At 64.2% G+C, this 18,886-nt stretch carries 14 protein-coding genes; 7 read left to right on the top strand and 7 right to left on the bottom strand.

Going from position 1 to position 18,886, the window contains the following annotated elements; all coding sequences use genetic code 11:
- Positions 1-421: 421 nt before the first annotated feature.
- The gene (locus OUZ30_RS02120) at positions 422-802 is read right to left on the bottom strand and encodes a hypothetical protein (RefSeq protein WP_266180515.1); all 381 of its coding nucleotides are present in this window, start codon (positions 800-802) and stop codon (positions 422-424) included.
- A gap of 1 nt (position 803) precedes the next feature.
- Positions 804-1,796 carry a porphobilinogen synthase gene (gene hemB / locus OUZ30_RS02115; RefSeq protein WP_266180513.1) on the bottom strand — a complete coding sequence of 331 codons (993 nt, stop codon included), beginning with the start codon at positions 1,794-1,796 and terminating at the stop codon, positions 804-806.
- A gap of 184 nt (positions 1,797-1,980) precedes the next feature.
- On the opposite strand from hemB, the gene OUZ30_RS02110 reads away from it, so the two are divergent.
- Positions 1,981-3,531: a S53 family peptidase gene (locus OUZ30_RS02110; RefSeq protein WP_266180512.1), complete on the top strand. Its 1,551-nt coding sequence runs from the start codon at positions 1,981-1,983 to the stop codon at positions 3,529-3,531.
- 41 nt (positions 3,532-3,572) lie between these two features.
- On the opposite strand, the gene OUZ30_RS02105 is transcribed toward OUZ30_RS02110, so the two are convergent.
- Positions 3,573-4,430 carry a fumarylacetoacetate hydrolase family protein gene (locus OUZ30_RS02105; RefSeq protein WP_266180511.1) on the bottom strand — a complete coding sequence of 286 codons (858 nt, stop codon included), beginning with the start codon at positions 4,428-4,430 and terminating at the stop codon, positions 3,573-3,575.
- Positions 4,431-4,693: 263 nt separating this feature from the next.
- On the opposite strand from OUZ30_RS02105, the gene OUZ30_RS02100 reads away from it, so the two are divergent.
- The 6 genes from OUZ30_RS02100 to OUZ30_RS02075 all read left to right on the top strand — a co-directional run bounded on the left by OUZ30_RS02100 (position 4,694) and on the right by OUZ30_RS02075 (position 11,567).
- Positions 4,694-6,220 carry a serine hydrolase domain-containing protein gene (locus tag OUZ30_RS02100; RefSeq protein ID WP_266180510.1) on the top strand — a complete coding sequence of 509 codons (1,527 nt, stop codon included), beginning with the start codon at positions 4,694-4,696 and terminating at the stop codon, positions 6,218-6,220.
- The gene (locus OUZ30_RS02095; protein WP_266180509.1) at positions 6,217-7,329 is read left to right on the top strand and encodes a serine hydrolase domain-containing protein; all 1,113 of its coding nucleotides are present in this window, start codon (positions 6,217-6,219) and stop codon (positions 7,327-7,329) included. Before OUZ30_RS02100 ends, OUZ30_RS02095 begins: the two co-directional genes overlap by 4 nt.
- A gap of 49 nt (positions 7,330-7,378) precedes the next feature.
- Positions 7,379-8,167, top strand: coding sequence for an alpha/beta fold hydrolase (locus OUZ30_RS02090; protein ID WP_266180508.1), 789 nt, complete (start codon positions 7,379-7,381; stop codon positions 8,165-8,167).
- 234 nt (positions 8,168-8,401) lie between these two features.
- A complete protein-coding gene (locus tag OUZ30_RS02085; RefSeq protein WP_266180507.1) occupies positions 8,402-9,208 on the top strand; it encodes an SAM-dependent methyltransferase in 807 nt (268 codons plus the stop codon).
- 187 nt (positions 9,209-9,395) lie between these two features.
- On the top strand, positions 9,396-9,713 hold the full coding sequence (locus tag OUZ30_RS02080; RefSeq protein ID WP_266180506.1) for a hypothetical protein: 318 nt from the start codon (positions 9,396-9,398) through the stop codon (positions 9,711-9,713).
- Between the two features lie 30 nt (positions 9,714-9,743).
- Positions 9,744-11,567: a tetratricopeptide repeat-containing diguanylate cyclase gene (locus OUZ30_RS02075; RefSeq protein WP_266180505.1), complete on the top strand. Its 1,824-nt coding sequence runs from the start codon at positions 9,744-9,746 to the stop codon at positions 11,565-11,567.
- Here OUZ30_RS02075 and OUZ30_RS02070 read toward each other — a convergent pair.
- From OUZ30_RS02070 to OUZ30_RS02055, 4 genes are all read right to left on the bottom strand, one after another.
- Positions 11,560-13,182, bottom strand: coding sequence for an ArnT family glycosyltransferase (locus OUZ30_RS02070; protein ID WP_266180504.1), 1,623 nt, complete (start codon positions 13,180-13,182; stop codon positions 11,560-11,562). The two genes, OUZ30_RS02075 and OUZ30_RS02070, sit on opposite strands and share 8 nt — an antisense overlap.
- A 107-nt stretch (positions 13,183-13,289) precedes the next feature.
- Entirely contained in the window at positions 13,290-16,334 is a 3,045-nt protein-coding gene (locus OUZ30_RS02065; protein WP_266180503.1) for an efflux RND transporter permease subunit, read from the bottom strand.
- Positions 16,331-17,377 (bottom strand): efflux RND transporter periplasmic adaptor subunit, encoded by a 1,047-nt coding sequence (locus OUZ30_RS02060; protein WP_266180502.1) that lies wholly within the window; start codon positions 17,375-17,377, stop codon positions 16,331-16,333. The genes OUZ30_RS02065 and OUZ30_RS02060 overlap by 4 nt, the downstream gene beginning before the upstream one ends.
- Positions 17,374-18,744 (bottom strand): TolC family protein, encoded by a 1,371-nt coding sequence (locus OUZ30_RS02055; RefSeq protein WP_266180501.1) that lies wholly within the window; start codon positions 18,742-18,744, stop codon positions 17,374-17,376. Before OUZ30_RS02055 ends, OUZ30_RS02060 begins: the two co-directional genes overlap by 4 nt.
- Between the last annotated feature and the right edge of the window lie 142 nt (positions 18,745-18,886).

The raw sequence follows: 18,886 nt of genomic DNA, 5'->3' as shown, positions 1-18,886 counted from the left end.
CGAGGACTTAAGGCAGGGTCGGCCGAGGGTCGTGACGATTGCGGTATCCGGGTGCGCAGATGGCCATCGCACCACTCACGCTTTAATCCCTCTGCGCCATGGCGCGTTGCGGTGTAGCCGCTGTGTATCGGCCATGGGCCGCCACCTATCTGGCTGGCTACGCCCTTCAGGCTCGTATCCAACGCCATGCTATGAGCTCTTTAGGCCACTACTTTGGGTTACTTTTCTTTTGGGCCAGCAAAAGAAAAGTGACCCGGACCGCGGCAGCGGTTCGGAACGCCCGCTGCGTAAGCGGCACGCTGGCGGAGAGACACGGTTGTAGCGTTATCGCAAACCCGCCCCTCATCCCAACCTTCTCCCCTTCGGGGAGAAGGAGTAACAGGGACCGGCGCGACACTCGAACAGGCGCTCGCTTCGAGCCTCAGCCTTCCTCGCTACGGCGAACGACGAGAAAACCCGCCGCCAGGGCAATCTCGACCACGATGGCCAGCCAGATGCCCACGCCAGCATGACCCAGCACAAACTCGTAGATGCCCAGCACCGCCAGGGTGGCGCAGCTGACGGAGAGGCCCGTCGCTATGGCGCCCCGCGCCGGGCTGGGGCCGGCGTCCCGTGCCATCAGCAACATGATGCCAACGCCAAGAAACAGCGCCGCACCGCGACGCGCCATGAGCTCGGCAGAGGCCGCCGCATCGATTCGCCATAGCCATAAAAGCACCGACGGCACGACCATCCATACCAGTGCCAATACCAGGCAAATGACACCCGCAGCCACGGCCACACCGCGAAAAGACAAGCTCATGTCATTCCCCGCGCAACCACCGCGCCGCATCCACGGCGTAGTACGTAAGAATTGCATCGGCACCCGCACGCTTGAATGCAGTGAGCGATTCGAGCACCACGGCCTTCTCGTCCAGCCAGCCGTTTTGCGCCGCAGCCTTCAACATCGCGTACTCTCCGCTCACCTGATAAACGAAGGTAGGCATGCCAAAGGCGTCCTTTACCCGACGCAGCACGTCCAGGTACGGCATACCGGGCTTGACCATCACGGCATCGGCGCCCTCGCTGATGTCGAGTTCGATTTCGCGCAACGCTTCATCGCTGTTGCCGACATCCATCTGATAAGTGTGCTTGTTGCCCTTGCCCAGGTTCGCTGCCGAACCGACCGCATCGCGGAACGGACCATAGAATGCCGACGCGTACTTGGCCGAATAGGCCAGGATGCGCGTGTGGATGTAACCGGCATCTTCCAGCGCATCGCGGATCGCACCGATGCGGCCATCCATCATGTCCGACGGCGCCACGAAATCCATGCCAGCCTCGGCCTGCGCCAGTGACATCTTGATCAGTGCCTCGATGGTCGGCTCGTTCATCACGTAGCCGTCGTCGTCGATCAAGCCGTCCTGTCCATGCGTGGTGTACGGGTCGAGCGCAACGTCGCCGATGAGTCCCAGCTCAGGATACGTCGCCTTCAAGGCACGCGTGGCGCGCTGCATGAGTGCCTGAGGATTCCAGGCCTCGCGCGCATCTTCGGTTTTCACCGCGCTGCCGGGCGAGGGAAACAAGGCGAGCGCCGGAATGCCCAGGCGCACGCATTCGCCCGCCAGCTTCAGCAGCTCATCGATGGACAGACGCTCGACGCCTGGCATCGACGGCACCGGCTCGCGTTGCCCCTCGCCTTCGATGACGAAGGCCACCATGATCAGGTCGCTGGGCAGCAAGGTGTTCTCGCGCATCAGCGCGCGGGAGAAAGCATCGCGGCGCATGCGGCGCATGCGGAGGGCGGGGAAGCTCATAAGCGGACTCTCGCGTAAGACATCGAAGCATTTTAGCGCCTCGCGCCTCCCCTGCCGCTTAGGACGCTTTGACGCGGACCATGAGACCGCCAAGCCACATGATCGATGAACCGCATGGCCAGGCATCACCCGGCTGACACATTCGCCGATGCAGTCTCTCCCAGCCCACCAAGGAGTCCGATCCATGAGCCAGAGCCCGACCTCCGCCCATCGCAAGCATTGGCCCCTGGCCGCTGACGCCCGCTACCTTGGCCCGCATGAGGGCACCGAGCCCATCGACGTCACCGTGGTCCTACGGCGGCGTGGCGACCACCCCACGCCAGCCGCGTGGCCGCACAGGCCGGCGCCCCGGCGTGAGGACTTCGGTGCGCAATGGGGAGCGGATCCCGCCGATGTGGAGAACGTGCGCGGGTTTGCGCACCAGCACGGCTTGCAGGAAACCGCCAGCGAGCCGCATCGACGCGTGGTTCATCTGCGCGGTACGCCGCAAGCGCTGCAGCAGGCGTTCGGCGTGACCCTGGGGCGTTATCAGTTCGATGACGGCGGCGCGGTGATGCTCGGCTGCCACGGTCAGCCGGCCTTGCCGGCCGATCTGTCATCGCGCGTGATCGCCGTGCTGGGCCTGGACAAGCGGCCCGTGGCGCGCCCCCACTTCCGCCGCCCCGCAGCGCAAGCGTCGGTCAGCTATACGCCGCTGCGGGTCGCCCAGCTCTACGACTTTCCCGCCAACACGGACGGCAGCGGCCAGACCGTGGCCGTGCTGGAACTGGGCGGCGGCTACACCCAGGCCGACTTCACCCAATACATCCAGGGACTTGGCATCAGCCAGGTGCCCACCGTCACCCAGGTGTCCGTGGCCGGCGGCAGCAGCCAGACCGGCAGTGACGCCGACGGTGAAGTGATGCTGGATGTGGAAGTGGTCGGCTCGCTCGCGCCGGGCGCTGCCATTGCTCTGTATTTCGCACCGAATACCGATCAGGGGTTCTACGAAGCCATCTCGCAAGCCGCGCACGACACGACCAACCATCCTTCGGTGATCTCGATCAGCTGGGGTGGCCCCGAAGACAGCTGGGCGCCGGCCACGCTCGCTGCGATGGAGTCCGCACTGGCGGACGCGGTGGCACTGGGCGTCACCGTCACAGTGGCCTGTGGCGACAGCGGCTTCACCGACGGCGAAAGCGATGGCAAGCCGCACGTCGACTTTCCCGCCTCCAGCCCCTACGCCCTGGCCTGCGGTGGCACCAAGCTCGTTGCCAGTGCCAGCGCCATCACGAGCGAGACGGTGTGGAACGAACTGGCCAGCAACGAGGGCGCCACCGGCGGCGGCGTCAGCGCCAGCTTTGCCCTGCCTTCCTGGCAAAGCACGTCGAAAGTGCCCAAGGGTGCCAACAAGTTCGTCGGCCGCGGCGTGCCGGACGTTGCCGGTGATGCGGATCCGACCACCGGCTACCAGGTGCGCGTGGATGGCAGCGACGAAGTCATCGGCGGCACCAGCGCGGTGGCCCCGTTATGGGCGGCGTTGATTGCGCGCTTCAACCAGCAACTCGGACGCAGCCTGGGCGATCCGCACGCAGCGTTCTACGCTATCGGCGAAAGCGCGTTCAACGACATCACCAAGGGCAACGACGGCCACTACAAGGCGGCCAAGGGCTGGGACGCGTGTACCGGCCTGGGCAGCCCGAAGGGCACGGCCCTGCTGACAGCCCTGGCGGCCATGCAACCTAGTGCTTCGTGAGACGCTCCTGCGCCGCTCGAAGTGAGCTTCGAGCGGCGCAGTCAGGCTTCGTCGGCCACGACGTTGCGCAGCACACCGATGCGCTCGATATCGACTTCACAGATATCGCCTGCCTTCATGTAAACGGGCGGCTTGCGCGCATAACCCACGCCCGATGGCGTACCCATGACGATCACATCGCCCGCATCCAGTGTCATCGCCTCACTGAGCAGGGCGATGGTCTGCGCCACGCCGAAGATCATGTCGCTGGTCGATGCCCGCTGCATGACGATGCCGTTGAGACGCGTCTCCAACATCAGGCCCGTCGCGCCTAGCGGCAATTCGTCCGCCGTGACCACCCAGGGGCCGAAGGCTCCCGTGCCGTCGAAGTTCTTGCCCACCGTCCACTGCGGTGTAAGCAGCTGGTAATCCCGAATCGAGCCGTCATTGAAGACGGCATAGCCAAAGACATGTTCCAGCGCCGCCGTCTGCGCAATATGCCGCCCACCGCGACCAAGTATCACCGCCAGTTCGCCCTCGTAGTCGAACTTCTCAGAAACACGCGGACGGATCAGGTGTTGACCATGTCCAATCAGGCTGGACGCAAAGCGCGCGAACAGCGTGGGATAGACCGGCGGCTCGAAGTCGAACTCGTGGGCATGGTCGCGATAGTTCAGGCCGAGGCAAACAATTTTTCCGGTCTGCCCGCAAGGTGGAAGAAACGTGACGGCGGCGAGATCGATGCTTTCACCGGCGCGAAGATCGTCCGCTGCGCGGGCCAAGTCGCCTGCGCTCATGCAGGCTAGCGACGAGATAGGACCGGGATAGCCGGCCTCGTCTACGAAGCGCGCCCGATGCCCGCTATCGGTATCCATGGCCACGCCTTCCCGATCGCCTTTGATGAAACGCAGCAATCGCATAACGGCTCTCCTTTAGGTATCCGCTACCACGTTGCGATCCGTGCGCGGCCTGGCGTCACCAGGCCGAACGGCACTGCACCAGCTTAAACCTTTGGGGCAGCATGCCGCATCGCAGTTCCGGGCGGCCACGACGGCGCATGGCGATTCCTAGAGGATGGGGAGCATCACCGATGTTGGTGCATCTGGTCAGACGTCCACGCCCTTGTTCGTTGCGACCCCCTAGGCGTTCGCTCGCGATCGGTACCGTCCTGCTCGGTGCAGGCATGATGTTCGCCGCCCATGCGTTCGCGGCCAGCGATCCCTTCGACGCCATTCGCCGCTCCATCCCCGCCCAGTTGCAACAGCAGCACGTGGCCTCGCTTGCTGTCGCGGTAGCACAGGATGGCCACATCGTATGGGAAGAGGGTTTCGGCCTCGCGGACAAGGAACACCGGCGAGCCGCCACCGCACAGACCATGTACTCCCTCGCGTCCATCTCCAAGCCGCTGACCGCCACCGCGCTGATGACACTGGTGAATGCTGGCAAGCTCGATCTCGACCATCCCATCAACGACTATTTGGGCAACTCGCCCCTGGTCGCCCGGATTGGCGACGCGCGCGACGCCACAGTAAGACGCGTGGCCAATCACTCCTCCGGCCTGCCCGAGCACTACCAGTTCTTCTATGCGAACGAGCCATGGCGGCGGCCCACAGCGGACGTCATCATCCAGCGCTACGGCCAGCTGATGACGCCACCGGGCGAGACGTTTCGCTATTCCAATCTTGGCTACGGCATCCTTGACCACGTCATCGCCAGGCTCGCGGGCAAGTCCTTTGCCGACGTCATGCACGACGCCGTGTTTGCTCCGCTCGGCATGCAGCGCAGCGCCGTCGATACCACGGCGAAGCGCGCTGCCCTGGAAGCCGTCCGCTATGGCCACGACGGGCAACCCATCCCGCCCTACCAAACCGATCATGACGGCGCCTCGGCGATCTACGCGAGTGCGCACGATATGGCGCGCTTCGGCATGTTCCAGCTGAAAACCCATCTGCCCGATCAGATGGCCATCCTGCCCGATGCCTTGATCGATGCCATGCATCAGCCGACGATGGATGAAGGCAACGGCAAGAGTTATGGCGTCGGCTGGGAAATCGGCCAACAATCCGGTTATGAAGTGATCTCGCATGACGGCGACATGCCCGGCGTGCGTACCGAACTACGCCTGATCCCGGCCAAACATCTCGTGGTGGTCGTGCTCACCAACGCCGAGGAACGGCTGGCTCCCGTCGTAGCCGATCAAATCATGCAGGCACTGCTGCCCGGATGGACGCCACCACCGAGATCCACGTCATCGACCACGCCGACGTTTGAACCACCCGCCGAATGGATCGGCATCTGGAAGGGCGACGTCGACACCTATCAGGGCACCATCCCGATCACCCTGCAAGTACTGCCCTCCGGCGACATCAAAGTCACGCTTGCGGATCAGCTGACCTCGCTGCTCAACGAAGCCCGCATCACCAAGAGCGGCTTTCTGCGCGGCGTCACCACCGGCAGCCTGAACATCGATGATGCTACGCGACGCCCTTATATCCTCGGCTTCAACCTCAAGCTTCGCGATGGCCAGCGGCTTGATGGCGCCATCACGGCACGTGCCGATGACGACGGCGTCTCGCCCACGCATGGCCTGTTCCCCTCGGTCGATGGACTACCGCCCCCGCAGCGAATCCAGAACCGTGGTTTCGTGCTGGCCCAATGGGCTGAGCTAAGCAGGCAACCGATGACAACCCCACTCAAGGACGCACCATGACACGCGCACGGATGATCTGCGGCACCCTTTGCGTCACGCTGGCCTTGAGTGCCTGCGCCAGCGCGGGCAACAAGGAAACGACCGATACCGGACGCACCAAGGCGCTGCATGCGCTGCTCGACCGCCAGATGCCGAAGCTGCTGGCCGACAACGGCGTACCTAGCGTTTCCATCGCGCATATCGAGCATGGCAAGGTCGTATTCGTGGCGGCCTACGGGTCGCAAAGCCCCGGCGTGCCGGCCACGGAGGCCACGCTCTACAACGTGGCATCGCTGACCAAGCCGGTGACCGCGCAAGTCATGCTGCGCCTGGTCTCCGAAGGCAAAGTCTCGCTGGATGAGCCCATGTACACATACTGGCTCGATCCGGATATCGCCAGGGACGAACGCGCCAAGTTGCTGACGCCGCGCTACTCGCTAAGCCACCAGACCGGCTTTCCCAACTGGCGCCGGATGACCGGTGGTGTACTGACGTTCAAGCGACCGCCCGGCCAGGCCTTCGGTTACTCCGGCGAGGGCTACGAGTACATGAAGCGCTTTGCCGAGAACAAACTGCGGACGCCATTCGAAACGCTGGCGGAAACCCAGGTACTGCAACCACTCGGCATGACCGACACGGCCTATACCGGCCGCCCCTGGTTCAAGGGAAGGATCGCCGTGCCGACCAACGCGCAGGGCAAGGTGCTCGAACCCGAGATCGCCGACAAGGCCTTTGCATCCGACATGCTCTATACCACCGCGCGCGACTACGCCAAGTTCATGCAGGCCGTGCTCGACGACACTGGCCTCACGCCCGCGGTCGCGCAGGAGCGCATCCGCATCCAGGTCAGGGAGAAGATCCCCAAGTGCATGCCGATCAAGACGGGCTGCCCCGATGATGAAGGCATGGGACTGGGCTGGGAGGTGATCCGCTTTGGCGATGACACCTATCTGATGCACGACGGTTCCGACGAGGGCGTGGCCACCCTGGTCTATCTCAGCCTGAAGGATCGCAACGGCACCGTGATCCTCACCAACAGCGACAACGGCAAGAAGCTCGTCTTGCCGATCTTCGACCTGATCGGCAGCGATCCCACGCTGATTGCCTGCCTGCGCAACGAAACCTGTTGATACGCGGAAAACCCGGACTTCCTGCCCCGTTTGCGGACATCGAGTGACCATGGATGCACGCCTTTCACCTCACCAGCAAGTCGACATCCAAGGTCGGCCACTCGCCTACCGCACCGCTGGCGACGATGACGGCGAGCCGGTCGTGCTTATCCATGCCTTCGCCAGCCAGTCCGCCAGCTGGACTGAGGTGGCAGGCGCGCTGGCGCGGCGGGGCTTTCGGGTCATCGTGCCCGACCTTCGTGGCCACGGGCGCAGCGCCTGGGCCGACAGCTATGCGCTGGAGGACTTCGAGCAGGATCTGATCGGCCTGCTCGACGCACTCCAGCTACGGTATATGAGTCTCGTCGGCCACTCGCTGGGCGGACATCTGGCCTTGCGACTCGCCATGCGCCTGGCCGACCGCATCGATCGACTCGTCATCGAAGCCGCCCCGGTGCCACCGAGGGATGCGGCCGACGCGGCAGAACTCCAGGCCCTGCAGGCAAAGCCTGCTTGGTGGCGGTCCGCTCGAACGCTTGGTGCCGCACGCATTGCCCGACTCTGGCTGCTCAGGGAATTCGACTTTCGTTCGGCGCGCACGGTACTGCCCGCCTTGAGGGCACCGATGCCACACTGGTGGCAAGGACTCGGCACGATTGAAGCACCCTGCCTGTTGCTGGCCAGCCACAACGACGGCGCCGTCACCCGGCGCATCGGACTGCTCGCCAACCAGCTCCCGCACGCCAGCACCCACTACCTTGGCAGCGGCCACCGCTTGCATACCGAGCACGCGGAGGCGTTTCTTGATGTCGTGGTGCCGTTCCTGACCGACAAAGCGCCGCTGCCCAGGCATGCTTGAAGGACCGGGCCTTACCGATGCGACCAACGCACAAGGTGTGCACCCGGGCGTCGATCCACCAAGCACTCCTATAGGTGCCGTCCGCAGCCGGTAGGCGGCACCGTCCAGGTCGAAGAGACGCTGCAAAGGTTCCAACGCACGGTGGCATACCTCATCGAGCCCCGCTTATGCTGAGTGCTGACGACAAGGAAACCGGCGATCCACTGCCCGTCACGCACTCAGGAGCACTGCGCATTGAGCACGCCCACTTCGACCGGCCGCCTGGCATGCGTAGGCATCGGCATTACCCTCGGTTCGCATATCAGCCCGCTGGCACGTAGCCACATCGAGAACGCGGACGTGGTGTTCGCGGGTGTCTCCGATGGCATCGTCGAACTCTGGCTCACGGAGATGCACGCGGATGTGCGTAGCCTGCAGCCGTACTACCGGGACGGTAAGCCGCGTCAGCAAACCTATCGGGAAATGGTCGACGCCATCATGGCCGAGGTACGCGCAGGCAAGCGCGTATGCGCGGTGTTTTACGGTCACCCAGGCGTCTTCGCACGGGCGCCGCATAGGGCGATCGAGGTGGCTCGGCAGGAAGGCTACCCCGCTCAAATGGAGCCAGGCATTTCATCCGAAGATTGCCTCTATGCCGATCTGGGCATCGATCCTGGCACCTGCGGTTGCCAGCACTACGAAACCAGCCAGTACATGCTTTATCGACGTTGTATCGATCCAAGCGCCTGGCTGGTGCTGTGGCAGGTGGGACTGGCGGGCGATCAGACCAACAAGCGTTTTGCCACCGGGGCCGCCTACCGCCAGGTGTTGATCGAGGTGTTGGCACGCGATTACCCGCTGGATCACGAGGTCATCATTTATCGTGCCGCGACCCTGCCCATCCAGTCGCCCCGGATCGAGCGTTTGCCTCTGCAGGCCTTGCCTGAGGCGGATCTCACCATGGCGGATACGCTGGTCATCCCGCCTTCGCGGGCCATGCAGCCCGACCCGGAGATACGCGCGCGGCTGACTGCCCTGGATCTCGCCGTTGCGCATGCCTGACGGCCGGATGAAGGAGCGCGCTATCGGCGGCCATGGCAACGTGGCGGCCCATGAGGACGCCCAGGCCTCCACATTTTCGGCAAAGAAGGGAGATATGATCGGGCTCCACGTCGAATCCTGGGGAGAGGAAGCGGCGTGAGTTACGGGGAAGCTCTTCGCGACACACAACGACTAGGGGGTCATCATTATGTCGAGCGTTATCGACTTTCTCGAAAAAATGGGCAAGGACGCGATGCTGCGTCACGCCTCCCAGGACGATCTTGCGCAGGCTGTGGCTGAGACGGAAATCGACTCCGCGGTAGGCGCCGCCATCATTGCCAAAAGCACCGCCGAGCTCTACGCGCTACTGCAGCAGGGGCCGATGTTCTGCATCCAGAGCACTCCGGGTAAAGAAGACGAGGAAGAAGAAGAGGAAGGCGACGAGGAAGCGCCGGAAAATAGGCAGCCGACGAAGACGTCGCGGAAGGCGTCGCCTTTCGTACATCCGGTCACCGGACCGGTGTGACCCATGCGTCGCGCCGGCAGGATAAGCCGGTTGGTCCTTTCAGGCGCATGTCTGCTCCTGAGTTTCTCTGCGGGTACGGCCTTTGCGGCCTTACCCGCATCGACTGACCCGTCCCAGCAACTCGATCACGCAGATAGCATCAAGACGTCCAACCACCCGACGTTTGTACAACTACTGGCGCAACTCGACCGGGATGCGGCAACGCTCACTACAACGCAGCAATGGCACCTTCGCTACCTCGATGCATGGGAAGTGGCTTACGAAGGCAAATACGACGCTGCGGGACCATTGCTGAGTGCCATCATCGAGCAATCCCCCGATGACACGCTGCGCTTCCGCGCCACGGCCACACGGATAAACATTCTCGGTATCGCGCATCGATATGAAGATGCGTTCTCCCAACTGAGTCAGCTGATTGACCAACTGCCCCGCATCCGCGATGACGAAGCACGCTATCAAGCTCTGGTCGAGGCTTCGCAGTTCCTCACTACGGCGGGCCAATATGATCTGGCCATCAGCTACGCCCAGCAAATGCTCGATGACACCCGGCTGCAGAGGCATCAGTGCATTGGCACGTATCTGAAACTGCATGCGCAGTTTCGCAAAAGTGGTGCAAACGTCGAACCTCCTCCTTTTCAGGACGGCATCGACATTTGCGTGAAAGCCGGGGAGAACCTGATTGCGAACGCGGGAAGAGCCGATATTGCCGACCTCGCGATCCAACAAGGCCGCTACGGCGACGCCATTGCGCTGCTTCAACGCAATTACGCCGACGTTCGCAGTTACCGCTACCCCGCACAAATCGCCATTTTCGACACGCTGCTCGCCAAGGCATATTTGCGCGCAGGGGACGCCGCTCAGGCCCGGAAGTTTGCGCTCGCCACTATCGATGACGCCGTCAAGAGCGAGTACGCCGAATCGCTGAGCCAGGCCTATGAAGTTCTTTATCTTGTCGAATCGCAACAGGGCAATGTGCGCGCCGCGCTGGGCTACCATGAAAAATTCATGGAGGCAGACAAGGGTTACTTGAACGATATCCGTGCACGCGCGCTTGCCTACCAGACGGTCAAGCAACAACTGCTCGCCAACAAGTTGCAAGTCGAAACGCTGAACAAGCAGAACAGCATCCTGCAGCTTCAGCGCGAACTGGACCGCAAGGCCGTGGAGAACGGTCGCCTTTATATCGCCTTGCTGCTGATGTTTCTCGCTTCCGTTGGACTATGGCTGTTCCGCCTCAAACGCTCTCAGCTGCGCTTCATGCGACTGGCGCAACAGGACAGCCTGACCGGCATCTACAGTCGGCAGCACTTTGTCGACGCCGCGGAGCTGGCGCTGCGGCAGGCAGCGAAGTCCACCCGGAGCGCCTGCCTTATCCTGATGGATCTGGACCATTTCAAGCTGGTCAACGATACCTACGGACATGGCGTTGGCGACATGGTGCTCAAGCGCACCGTGGCCGCGTGCCAAGCGCACCTGCTTCGGCGCGATGTATTCGGGCGCCTGGGCGGCGAGGAGTTTGCGATCTTTCTTCCCGAATGCGGACCGGCGCAGGCTCGAGAAAAGGCTGAGCTCATTCGCCTGGCTATTGCCGCGACGCCCGTGAATGGAGAGACCCGCGACGTGGCGATCTCTGCGAGTTTCGGCGTGGCCTCGACCGACCGCAGCGGTTACGAGTTGCGCCAGCTCATGATCGATGCCGACAACGCGCTCTACCGCGCCAAGCGCGATGGACGCAATCGCGTGGTCTATGGCGAGATCGGCGATGTTTCAGTCGAGCCCAAGGCCGACACCGACCGGCATGTGGTGAACAACGACCTCGGTAATTTGCCGCCGCATACCGGCATCGTCAGTTGACGTCCAAGCCACGCACCGATTTGGGTGGGCGACTCAAAAGTTGGGGATTGGCCAACGCGGCCCGGGATGACACCAGGCTCACCCATCCATTGGCGAACTTTGCCGAGTCTTCGACGTCGGAAGGCACTCTGCCGCGACCGGCGTAGAAGAGAAAATAACCATCGGGGTGCTGCTTAGCCCACGCCATCGGATCTTCCGCCGCGGCAAGTGGCTCGGGCAGCCGGGCCAGAAACGTGATCAGTCCGGGCTCGTCGTCCGAGCGTGCGATGGGAACACCGCGCTCGCGCAAGCTGGCCACACGTTGCGCGATGCCGGTCAGGTCCATCGCACCGAGCACCTGCAAGCGCAGTATCGGCAGCAAGGCCATGGTGAGCAGCAGCATGGCAACGGTGGCCCGCCGCTCCGCACGCTCGTGGCGGCTAAGCAGCAGGTACAGCGCAGCCAGCGCGATGAGCGACGCCGACAACAGATGCAGCCAGATGGCCGTATCTCCGTGGGTGTCCTCCATCGACATCGGTGGCCGGCCGAATTTCGACCACAGCCATAGGGCGGAGAACACAACCACCATGGTCCACATGCGCCGGGACGACAGCAGCTCGGCGTCGCGCCGCAGCCACGCGCCCAACAGAAGGGCCACCCCGGGTAGCAGAGGCAGCAGATAGTGCAGCTGCTTGCCGCTCACCAGACAGAAGGCAAACAAGGCCGGTACCGAAGCGCTTAGACCGAAGCGCGCCGCGGCGGAGCCGGATCGCTCACCTGCAACCGCCGTCACGCGGCGCCAGCGCAAGAGGATGGGCCACGGCAACAACAGCACCGGCACCCACGGCAGATACCACCAGAACGGACGGTTGTGGGCAAAACTCTCCACCACGCGGCCCGCCGTCTGCCGCAGCAACAGGTTATGCGCGTCCGTAGCATCGAGGTTATGCACGGCAGCCCAGGCCCAGAGCAGCGCGGGCAATCCGCCCAGCACCGCGACCAGCACCATCGTGATGACCTTGCGCCAGGACACGGGCCGCTCAGCGGCCGACCACCAGCGCGCGGCCAGGATCGGTAGCGCCAGGTGCAGCAAGGCCACCGGCCCCTTGGCCAGCACGCCCAGGACACTGCCGACGAAGAGGAGGAGCAGCGCGGCGCGGTTGCCGGTCTGCACATAGGTGACGATGGCCAGGAAGCCAAGCAACACGCAGAAGCACAAGGTGACGTCGAACATCACCACGCCACTGAACATGGCGAAGAAGATGAAACCCATCAGCAGCCATGCCGCCTGCCCCGAGGCGTCCGGCGCAAGGCGGCGTTCCAGCTGCCGGCACAGCTCGACGCAAGCCATGCCGAACAGCAGCACCATGGCGCGCGCCGACCATAGCGAGATGCCTAGAACGCTCCAGCCGGCATTGATCATCCAGAACAGCAGTGGCGGCTTGTCGACGTACGGAAAGCCATTGAGGTGCAGGGTGATCCAGCTTCCGCTCTGGCGCATCTCCCAGGCGATACTCAGATAGCGCGTCTCGTCGATCGGCACGGCGGGCAACACCGTCAACAACGGCAGCAGCAACAACATCAGCAGCGCGGGCGAGACCCGCAGCGTGCCGAGACGACCAAGCCTGGAATTCATGAGCGGATCTTGCACTGCCTCGCTTACAGACTTATTAGTCTTTCACAGGGAGCTTGCGTCGATCAAACCCGAGTCCTTGCTTACGCGTCCCTGACGGGCCATGAAGGTCATGGCCCGGCGGTGCGATGCTTGCGGCCCAAGGTGAGACCGATGAGCGTCGGCATCACCAGCAGCACCAAGGGGTACTGCAGGGTCAGGCCCGCGATGATGGCGATGGCCAGGGGCTGCTGGATGCCTGCCCCCTGCCCCAGCGCGAGCGCCAGCGGGAACAAGGTCAGGATTGCCGCCAGCGTCGTCATGGTGATCGGCCGCAGTCGGTCACGACTGGCCACGCGCAGCGCCTCGAACGGTGACATCTCGCGTGACAGGGTGACGTACTCGGACACGTAGAAGATCGCCATTTCGGTGCCCATGCCGATGATCATGGTCATGCCCATCATCGCCGTGATGTTCAGATCCACCCCGCACAGCCACAGCGCGATGAACACCGCGGTGGCCGAGAACAGCGAGCAGCCCATCACGATGAGGGCCAGTCCCGGGCGGCCATAGAGGAACAGCAGCAGCACGAACTCCGCCACCAGCGCCATCAGGAACACTTTGCTCAGGCCAACAAACGCGATCTGCTGCTGCTCGTACAAGCCGCCGAGTTCATAGCGCATATCGGCATCGAGCATGCCGGGCTGGGCCAGCAGCTTCTTCACGTCGGCGACGCTGGCGCCAATGCCGCGTCCTTCGATGCGCGCAGTGACGGCCACCATCTGTTGCAGGTTCTCGCGGGATATTTGCGGCTGACCGGTGACGGCGGTGACCGACGCGACGCGACCCAGCGGAAACACATGGCCATCCGGTGCCTTGATCGGCAGCGCGATCAACTGAGGAATGCGCAACTGTGTCGCATCGGGCATGCGCACGCGCACACCCACGCTCTTGGTCGCCGACGGCAACTGCGTCGCCACGACACCAGTGAGCGCGTTGTTCACCGCCTGGGTTATCGCCTGCACGGTCATGCCTTCAAGCGTCGCCTTGTCGGCATCGACATCCACGTTCAACGCGTCGCCGGCCAGCTGCACGCCGTCCTTGATGTCGACCACGCCGGGGATATCGGCCAGCGCCTTGGCCACCTTTTCGGCCTGCGGCACCAATTGCTCGGGATGCGCGGCATACAGCTTGATCTCGATCGGCTGCGGCACCGCGGTGAGGTCGCCGATCAGATCCTCCATCAGCTGCGCCAGCTCGATGTCCACAGCGGGAACTTCCTGCTCGACATGTGCGCGCACGTCGCTCATCACGTCCTCGGTGGAACGCTCATGCCCGGGCTTGAGCCGCACAAAGAAATCGCCGTGATAGGACTGCCCCAGATCGCCACCCAGACCCGTGCCGAGGCGGCGCGAGAACGTGTCGACCTCGGGCATGCGCCGCAGGATGGCCTCCACCTGGCTGATCTGGCGTGCCGTTTCGGGCAGCGAGGTACCGGGTTTCGTGTAGTAGTCCATCACGAAGCCGCTCTCGTCGACGGCCGGCATGAAGCCCGTCGACACGCGGGTAAAAGCGATGCCACCCACGATCAGCAAGGGAATGACGATCGCGAGCAGCCACGCGGGGCGGCGCGCCAGACCGTCGTAAAGCGCGGCGTGGGTGCGTGCCAGCCACTTCTCGTGACTGAAACCCGGGTCCCGCCACTGCGTGAAGTCGACCAGCCGACGCAACAGCGGCGGCACCACCCAGGCGGCCACCAGCCAGGACACCGTGAGCGCGCTGGCCATGGTCACCGACAAGGCCTTGGAGAAGGCGCCCGTGACGCCGCTGAGCAAACCCAGCGGAATGAACACGATCAACGTGGCAAGGCTTGAGCCCGTGAGTGGCGCCAGGAATTCGCGCGCCGCCGGTAGCACTGCATCCGGACCACCGCCCACTTCGGCACCGGCACGACGCGCGACGTGCTCGACCATCACGATGACGTCGTCGATCACCAGACCCACGGCGGCCGCAATGCCGCCAAGCGTCATGATGTTGAAGCTCATGCCCATGACCTGCAGCAGCAGGACCGTGACCGCGAGCGTCACCGGCACCACGAGCATGGCGATCAGGGTCACGCGCAGATTGCGCAGGAACAGCAGCAACACGGCGGCTGCGAGCAGCAGGCCGATCAGTACGGCGTCACGCACACTGTTGGCGGACTGCACCACCAACTCGCTCTGGTCGTACCAGGACCTGAGCTTGACGCCAGCGGGCAGGCGGAACGTCGCCAGCTTGTCGCGCACCTGCTGCGCGATCTGCACGGCATTGCCGTCCGGCTGCTCGAAAACGTTGAACAACACGGCCGGACGACCGTCCTCGCTGACCTTGACCCACTGGGGAACGTAGCCGTCGCGCACGGTCGCCACGTCGCCAAGACGCACCCAGCCATGCGGATCGTTCTTCAGCATCACCTGGCGGATCGCCTCGATCCGCTTCAGCGAGTGATCGGCCACCACCAGATAGAGCTTGTTGCGATCCTGCAAGCGTCCGACGGCCTGCAGCTGGTTGGCACCAGCCAGTGCATTGGACAGATCATCGAGGCTCAGGCCGTATTGGGCGAGCTTGCGTGGGTCGGCTTCGACCTGCAGCTCGGCGGTTTCGCCGCCTTGTACGTCGACGCGGGCCAGGCCTTCCACCGAGGCGAGCAACGGCACGATTTGATACTGGGCCAGATCACGCAGTGCGACCGGCGACATGGTGTCCGATTGCAGCGCATAGGAAATGATCGGGAAGACCGTGGGGTCCATGCGCCGCACGTTATAAGTCGCACCCGGTGGCAAGCTTGGCAGTACGCGCGCGATGGCCGAATCGACCAGCAGGGTCGACGCCACCATGTCGCGACCCCAGCCAAAGTCGATGGAAATCTGCGCCGAACCGCGCGTGGTCTCCGAACGCAAACCGGCCACGCCGGGCACCGTGCGAATCGCCTCCTCGACGGGTCGCGTCAGCAGCAGCGAGGTCTGGTCGGCCGGGCGATCGCCAGCATCCAGATCCACCACCACGCGCGGAAACGAGACCTGCGGAAACAAGCCGACCGGCAAGGTGAAGGCGCTGGCAAGGCCGGCAAGTGCCAGCGCAAACGCCACGATCACGATGGCCCGGGCATGCCGGGCGAGAAAGGTGGAGCTATTCATGGATGAGCGCCCGGCGCCTCGACGCGAACCGCCATGCCGTCATCGAGCTGGGTAGCACCCACGGTGACCAACGGACGATGCGCATCGAGCTTGCCGGTGGCCACGCTGGTGCTGTCCGATTCGCCGATCACCTTCACCGGCACGCGCACGGCCTTGCCGTCGGCGACCTGAAACACAAAACGGTCTTCTTCATCACCAAGTACGGCATCGCGCGGCAGCAGCCAGCCCTGCGCTTGGCCGACCACGATGTCAGCACGGAAGCCCTCGCCAGCGATAGGCGTGCCATCCGGCACCACTTCCACATCGAGCTGGTGTGTATGCGGATTCAAGGCACGCGCCACACGGCGCACGCTGCCGTGCATCGGCTCGGCGGCATCCAGCGGCGTCAGATCGACCTTGGCCCCCACCTTCACGCGCTCCATCGCCTGACGCTCGATGCCCACGGTAATCACCAGGCCGTCGCCACGATGCACGGACAGCAGCGCTGCCCCGGGCTGCAGCACATCGCCCTGCGCGGCATCGACGGTCACCACGGTGCCGTCAAACGGCGCGGTCAGCTCGAGCTTCGCGGCAGTGCCCTGCTGCTGGACCAAGGCATCGAGGTTGGCCTGCGCATCCTTCAGCGCCTTGTCGGCCTGTTCCAGCTGATCGCGCGTGGCCAGCTGCTGCGCCAGCAATTCGGCCGTGTGGGCACGCTGCGTTTCGGCCAGCTTGCGCGCACTCAGTGCCTGCTGATAAGCCGCCACCGCCGCGGGTGCCAGCTCGAACGAAAGCAGTCGCTGCCCGCGCTTCACCGGCGTACCGGGAGTCACGGCCCACTGGGTGACGCGACCTGCCGCCTGCACGTTCATCACCAGCGCGGCGTCGGCAGAGGGTCCCGCCGTGCCATAGGCCACGACCAGGTCGGGCAGGCTGCCCTGACGGACCGGCTGGGTGGAGACGGCCGCACTCACCGCCGACGTCTCGGGTGCCTCACCGCCGGAACAGGCCGCCAGCGCCAACGCGGCGATGGCCGGAACAAACCATGGCAGTCGGGAAATCATGGGGCGATCACATCCTGGTCAAGTGAACTTGGCATGCCGCGTCCCACCAGCAGCTCCAGCGCCGCCTGCTGTTCCAGCATGGCTTGCTCCAGCGCGATCATGGCTATCTGGCGGTTGATGGCGGCGACGTCGAGATCGACGTAGCTACGAAGGTCAAGCAGCCCCGCCTGCCAGGCCGTTCTGGCATGGGCCGCCGCGTTGATGGCATCGGCGGTGACCGGGGCGAGGGCAAGCCACTGCGCGTGCAGCTGCTCGTATTGCGCCAGCAAGGCATTCACCTCATCGCGCGATGTGGCCAGGCGCGTGACGTATTCCTGATGCAGTTGCTCGCGGGTGGCGCGGGCGACGCCGATATTGCCCTGGTTGCGGTCGAAGATCGGCAAGGCGAACGACACCGCCGGACCGCCGTTGCGCACGTGGCTATTGTCCTGCGACGCGTCGTAGCCAATGGACAGCGGCGGAAACTGCGCCAGCACGGCAGCGCGCAGGCTGGCGTCCTGCGCCTGATAACCGAGCTGCAAGGCCACCATGTCCGGACGGCGGCGGCTGATGGTGGCCGCCTCGCTGTCGATTGATGCCACGTCCAGCTCCGCGCGCGCCAAGGGCGCGAGCGGTACCACCACGTCGGGCTTCAGCCCCAGCAGCGCGGTCAGTTGTTGCTGCTGGTCGAGGCGACGACGCTGCAGGTCATCCATCGCCGCGCGTGCATCGGCCGCGGCCGACAGATCGGGCTCGACGGTCAGGCGCTCGAGATTGCCTTTGCCGACCTGCTGCGTAATACGCGATTCGCGTTGCATGAGCGCGTCCAGCGCCCGCTGTTGCAACTGGATCTGGCGATCTCCTTCGACCAGGCCGATCACCAGCAGGCGCGCCTTGCCAAGGGTCTGCCATTGCTCCCACAGCAGACTTGCATCGACTTCGTCGGCCGCGGCCTTGGCCGCCTCGCGGCGCGGCTTGAGCGTGATCAGCGCCGCAATGTCCTGGCTGATCGAAGCGGTCCATGCGGTGCCATCGCCGACGCCCGAGAGCAGATAACCGATGCTGCCGCCCACGACGGGATTGGGCAGCACGCTGTCCTGCCGACGCTGTGCCTGGGCCGCCTGATGACGCGCATGCGCGGTTCGCAGATCGGGGTTGTTCAGCAGGACCAGACGCTCCAGCGCCACCGAATCCAGTGGCAGGGTGGTGCCCGCATAACCCTGCAACTGCGACAGCGACGAGGCGGACTCCGCCTGCGTGGGCAGCGGCAGTGGCTTGTAGGTCGCACAGCCGGCAAGCCCCGCGGCCATCAGGGCGGCGAGCAGCATGCCCGCCGGCAAACGATGCGCGGTGACGCTTCGATAGCGAAGATGACTGGAAGACAACACCGAAAGACCCGGGATACGGTAGGGGAGCGCACACCCTAACGGACTTGCCTTAGCGTTGACTTTGCGGTGTCTACGCCACCCTCCAACGCCCCACTCCGCCTGCAGGAAAAACGGCCATGGCGAACCGCGCACCGACTCCCTT

Origin of the sequence: Dyella humicola, assembly GCF_026283945.1 — a bacterium.
Lineage (GTDB): Bacteria > Pseudomonadota > Gammaproteobacteria > Xanthomonadales > Rhodanobacteraceae > Dyella > Dyella humicola.
Note: the sequence above shows the minus strand (reverse complement) of the source record. Positions and strands in the feature narration are given on the sequence as shown.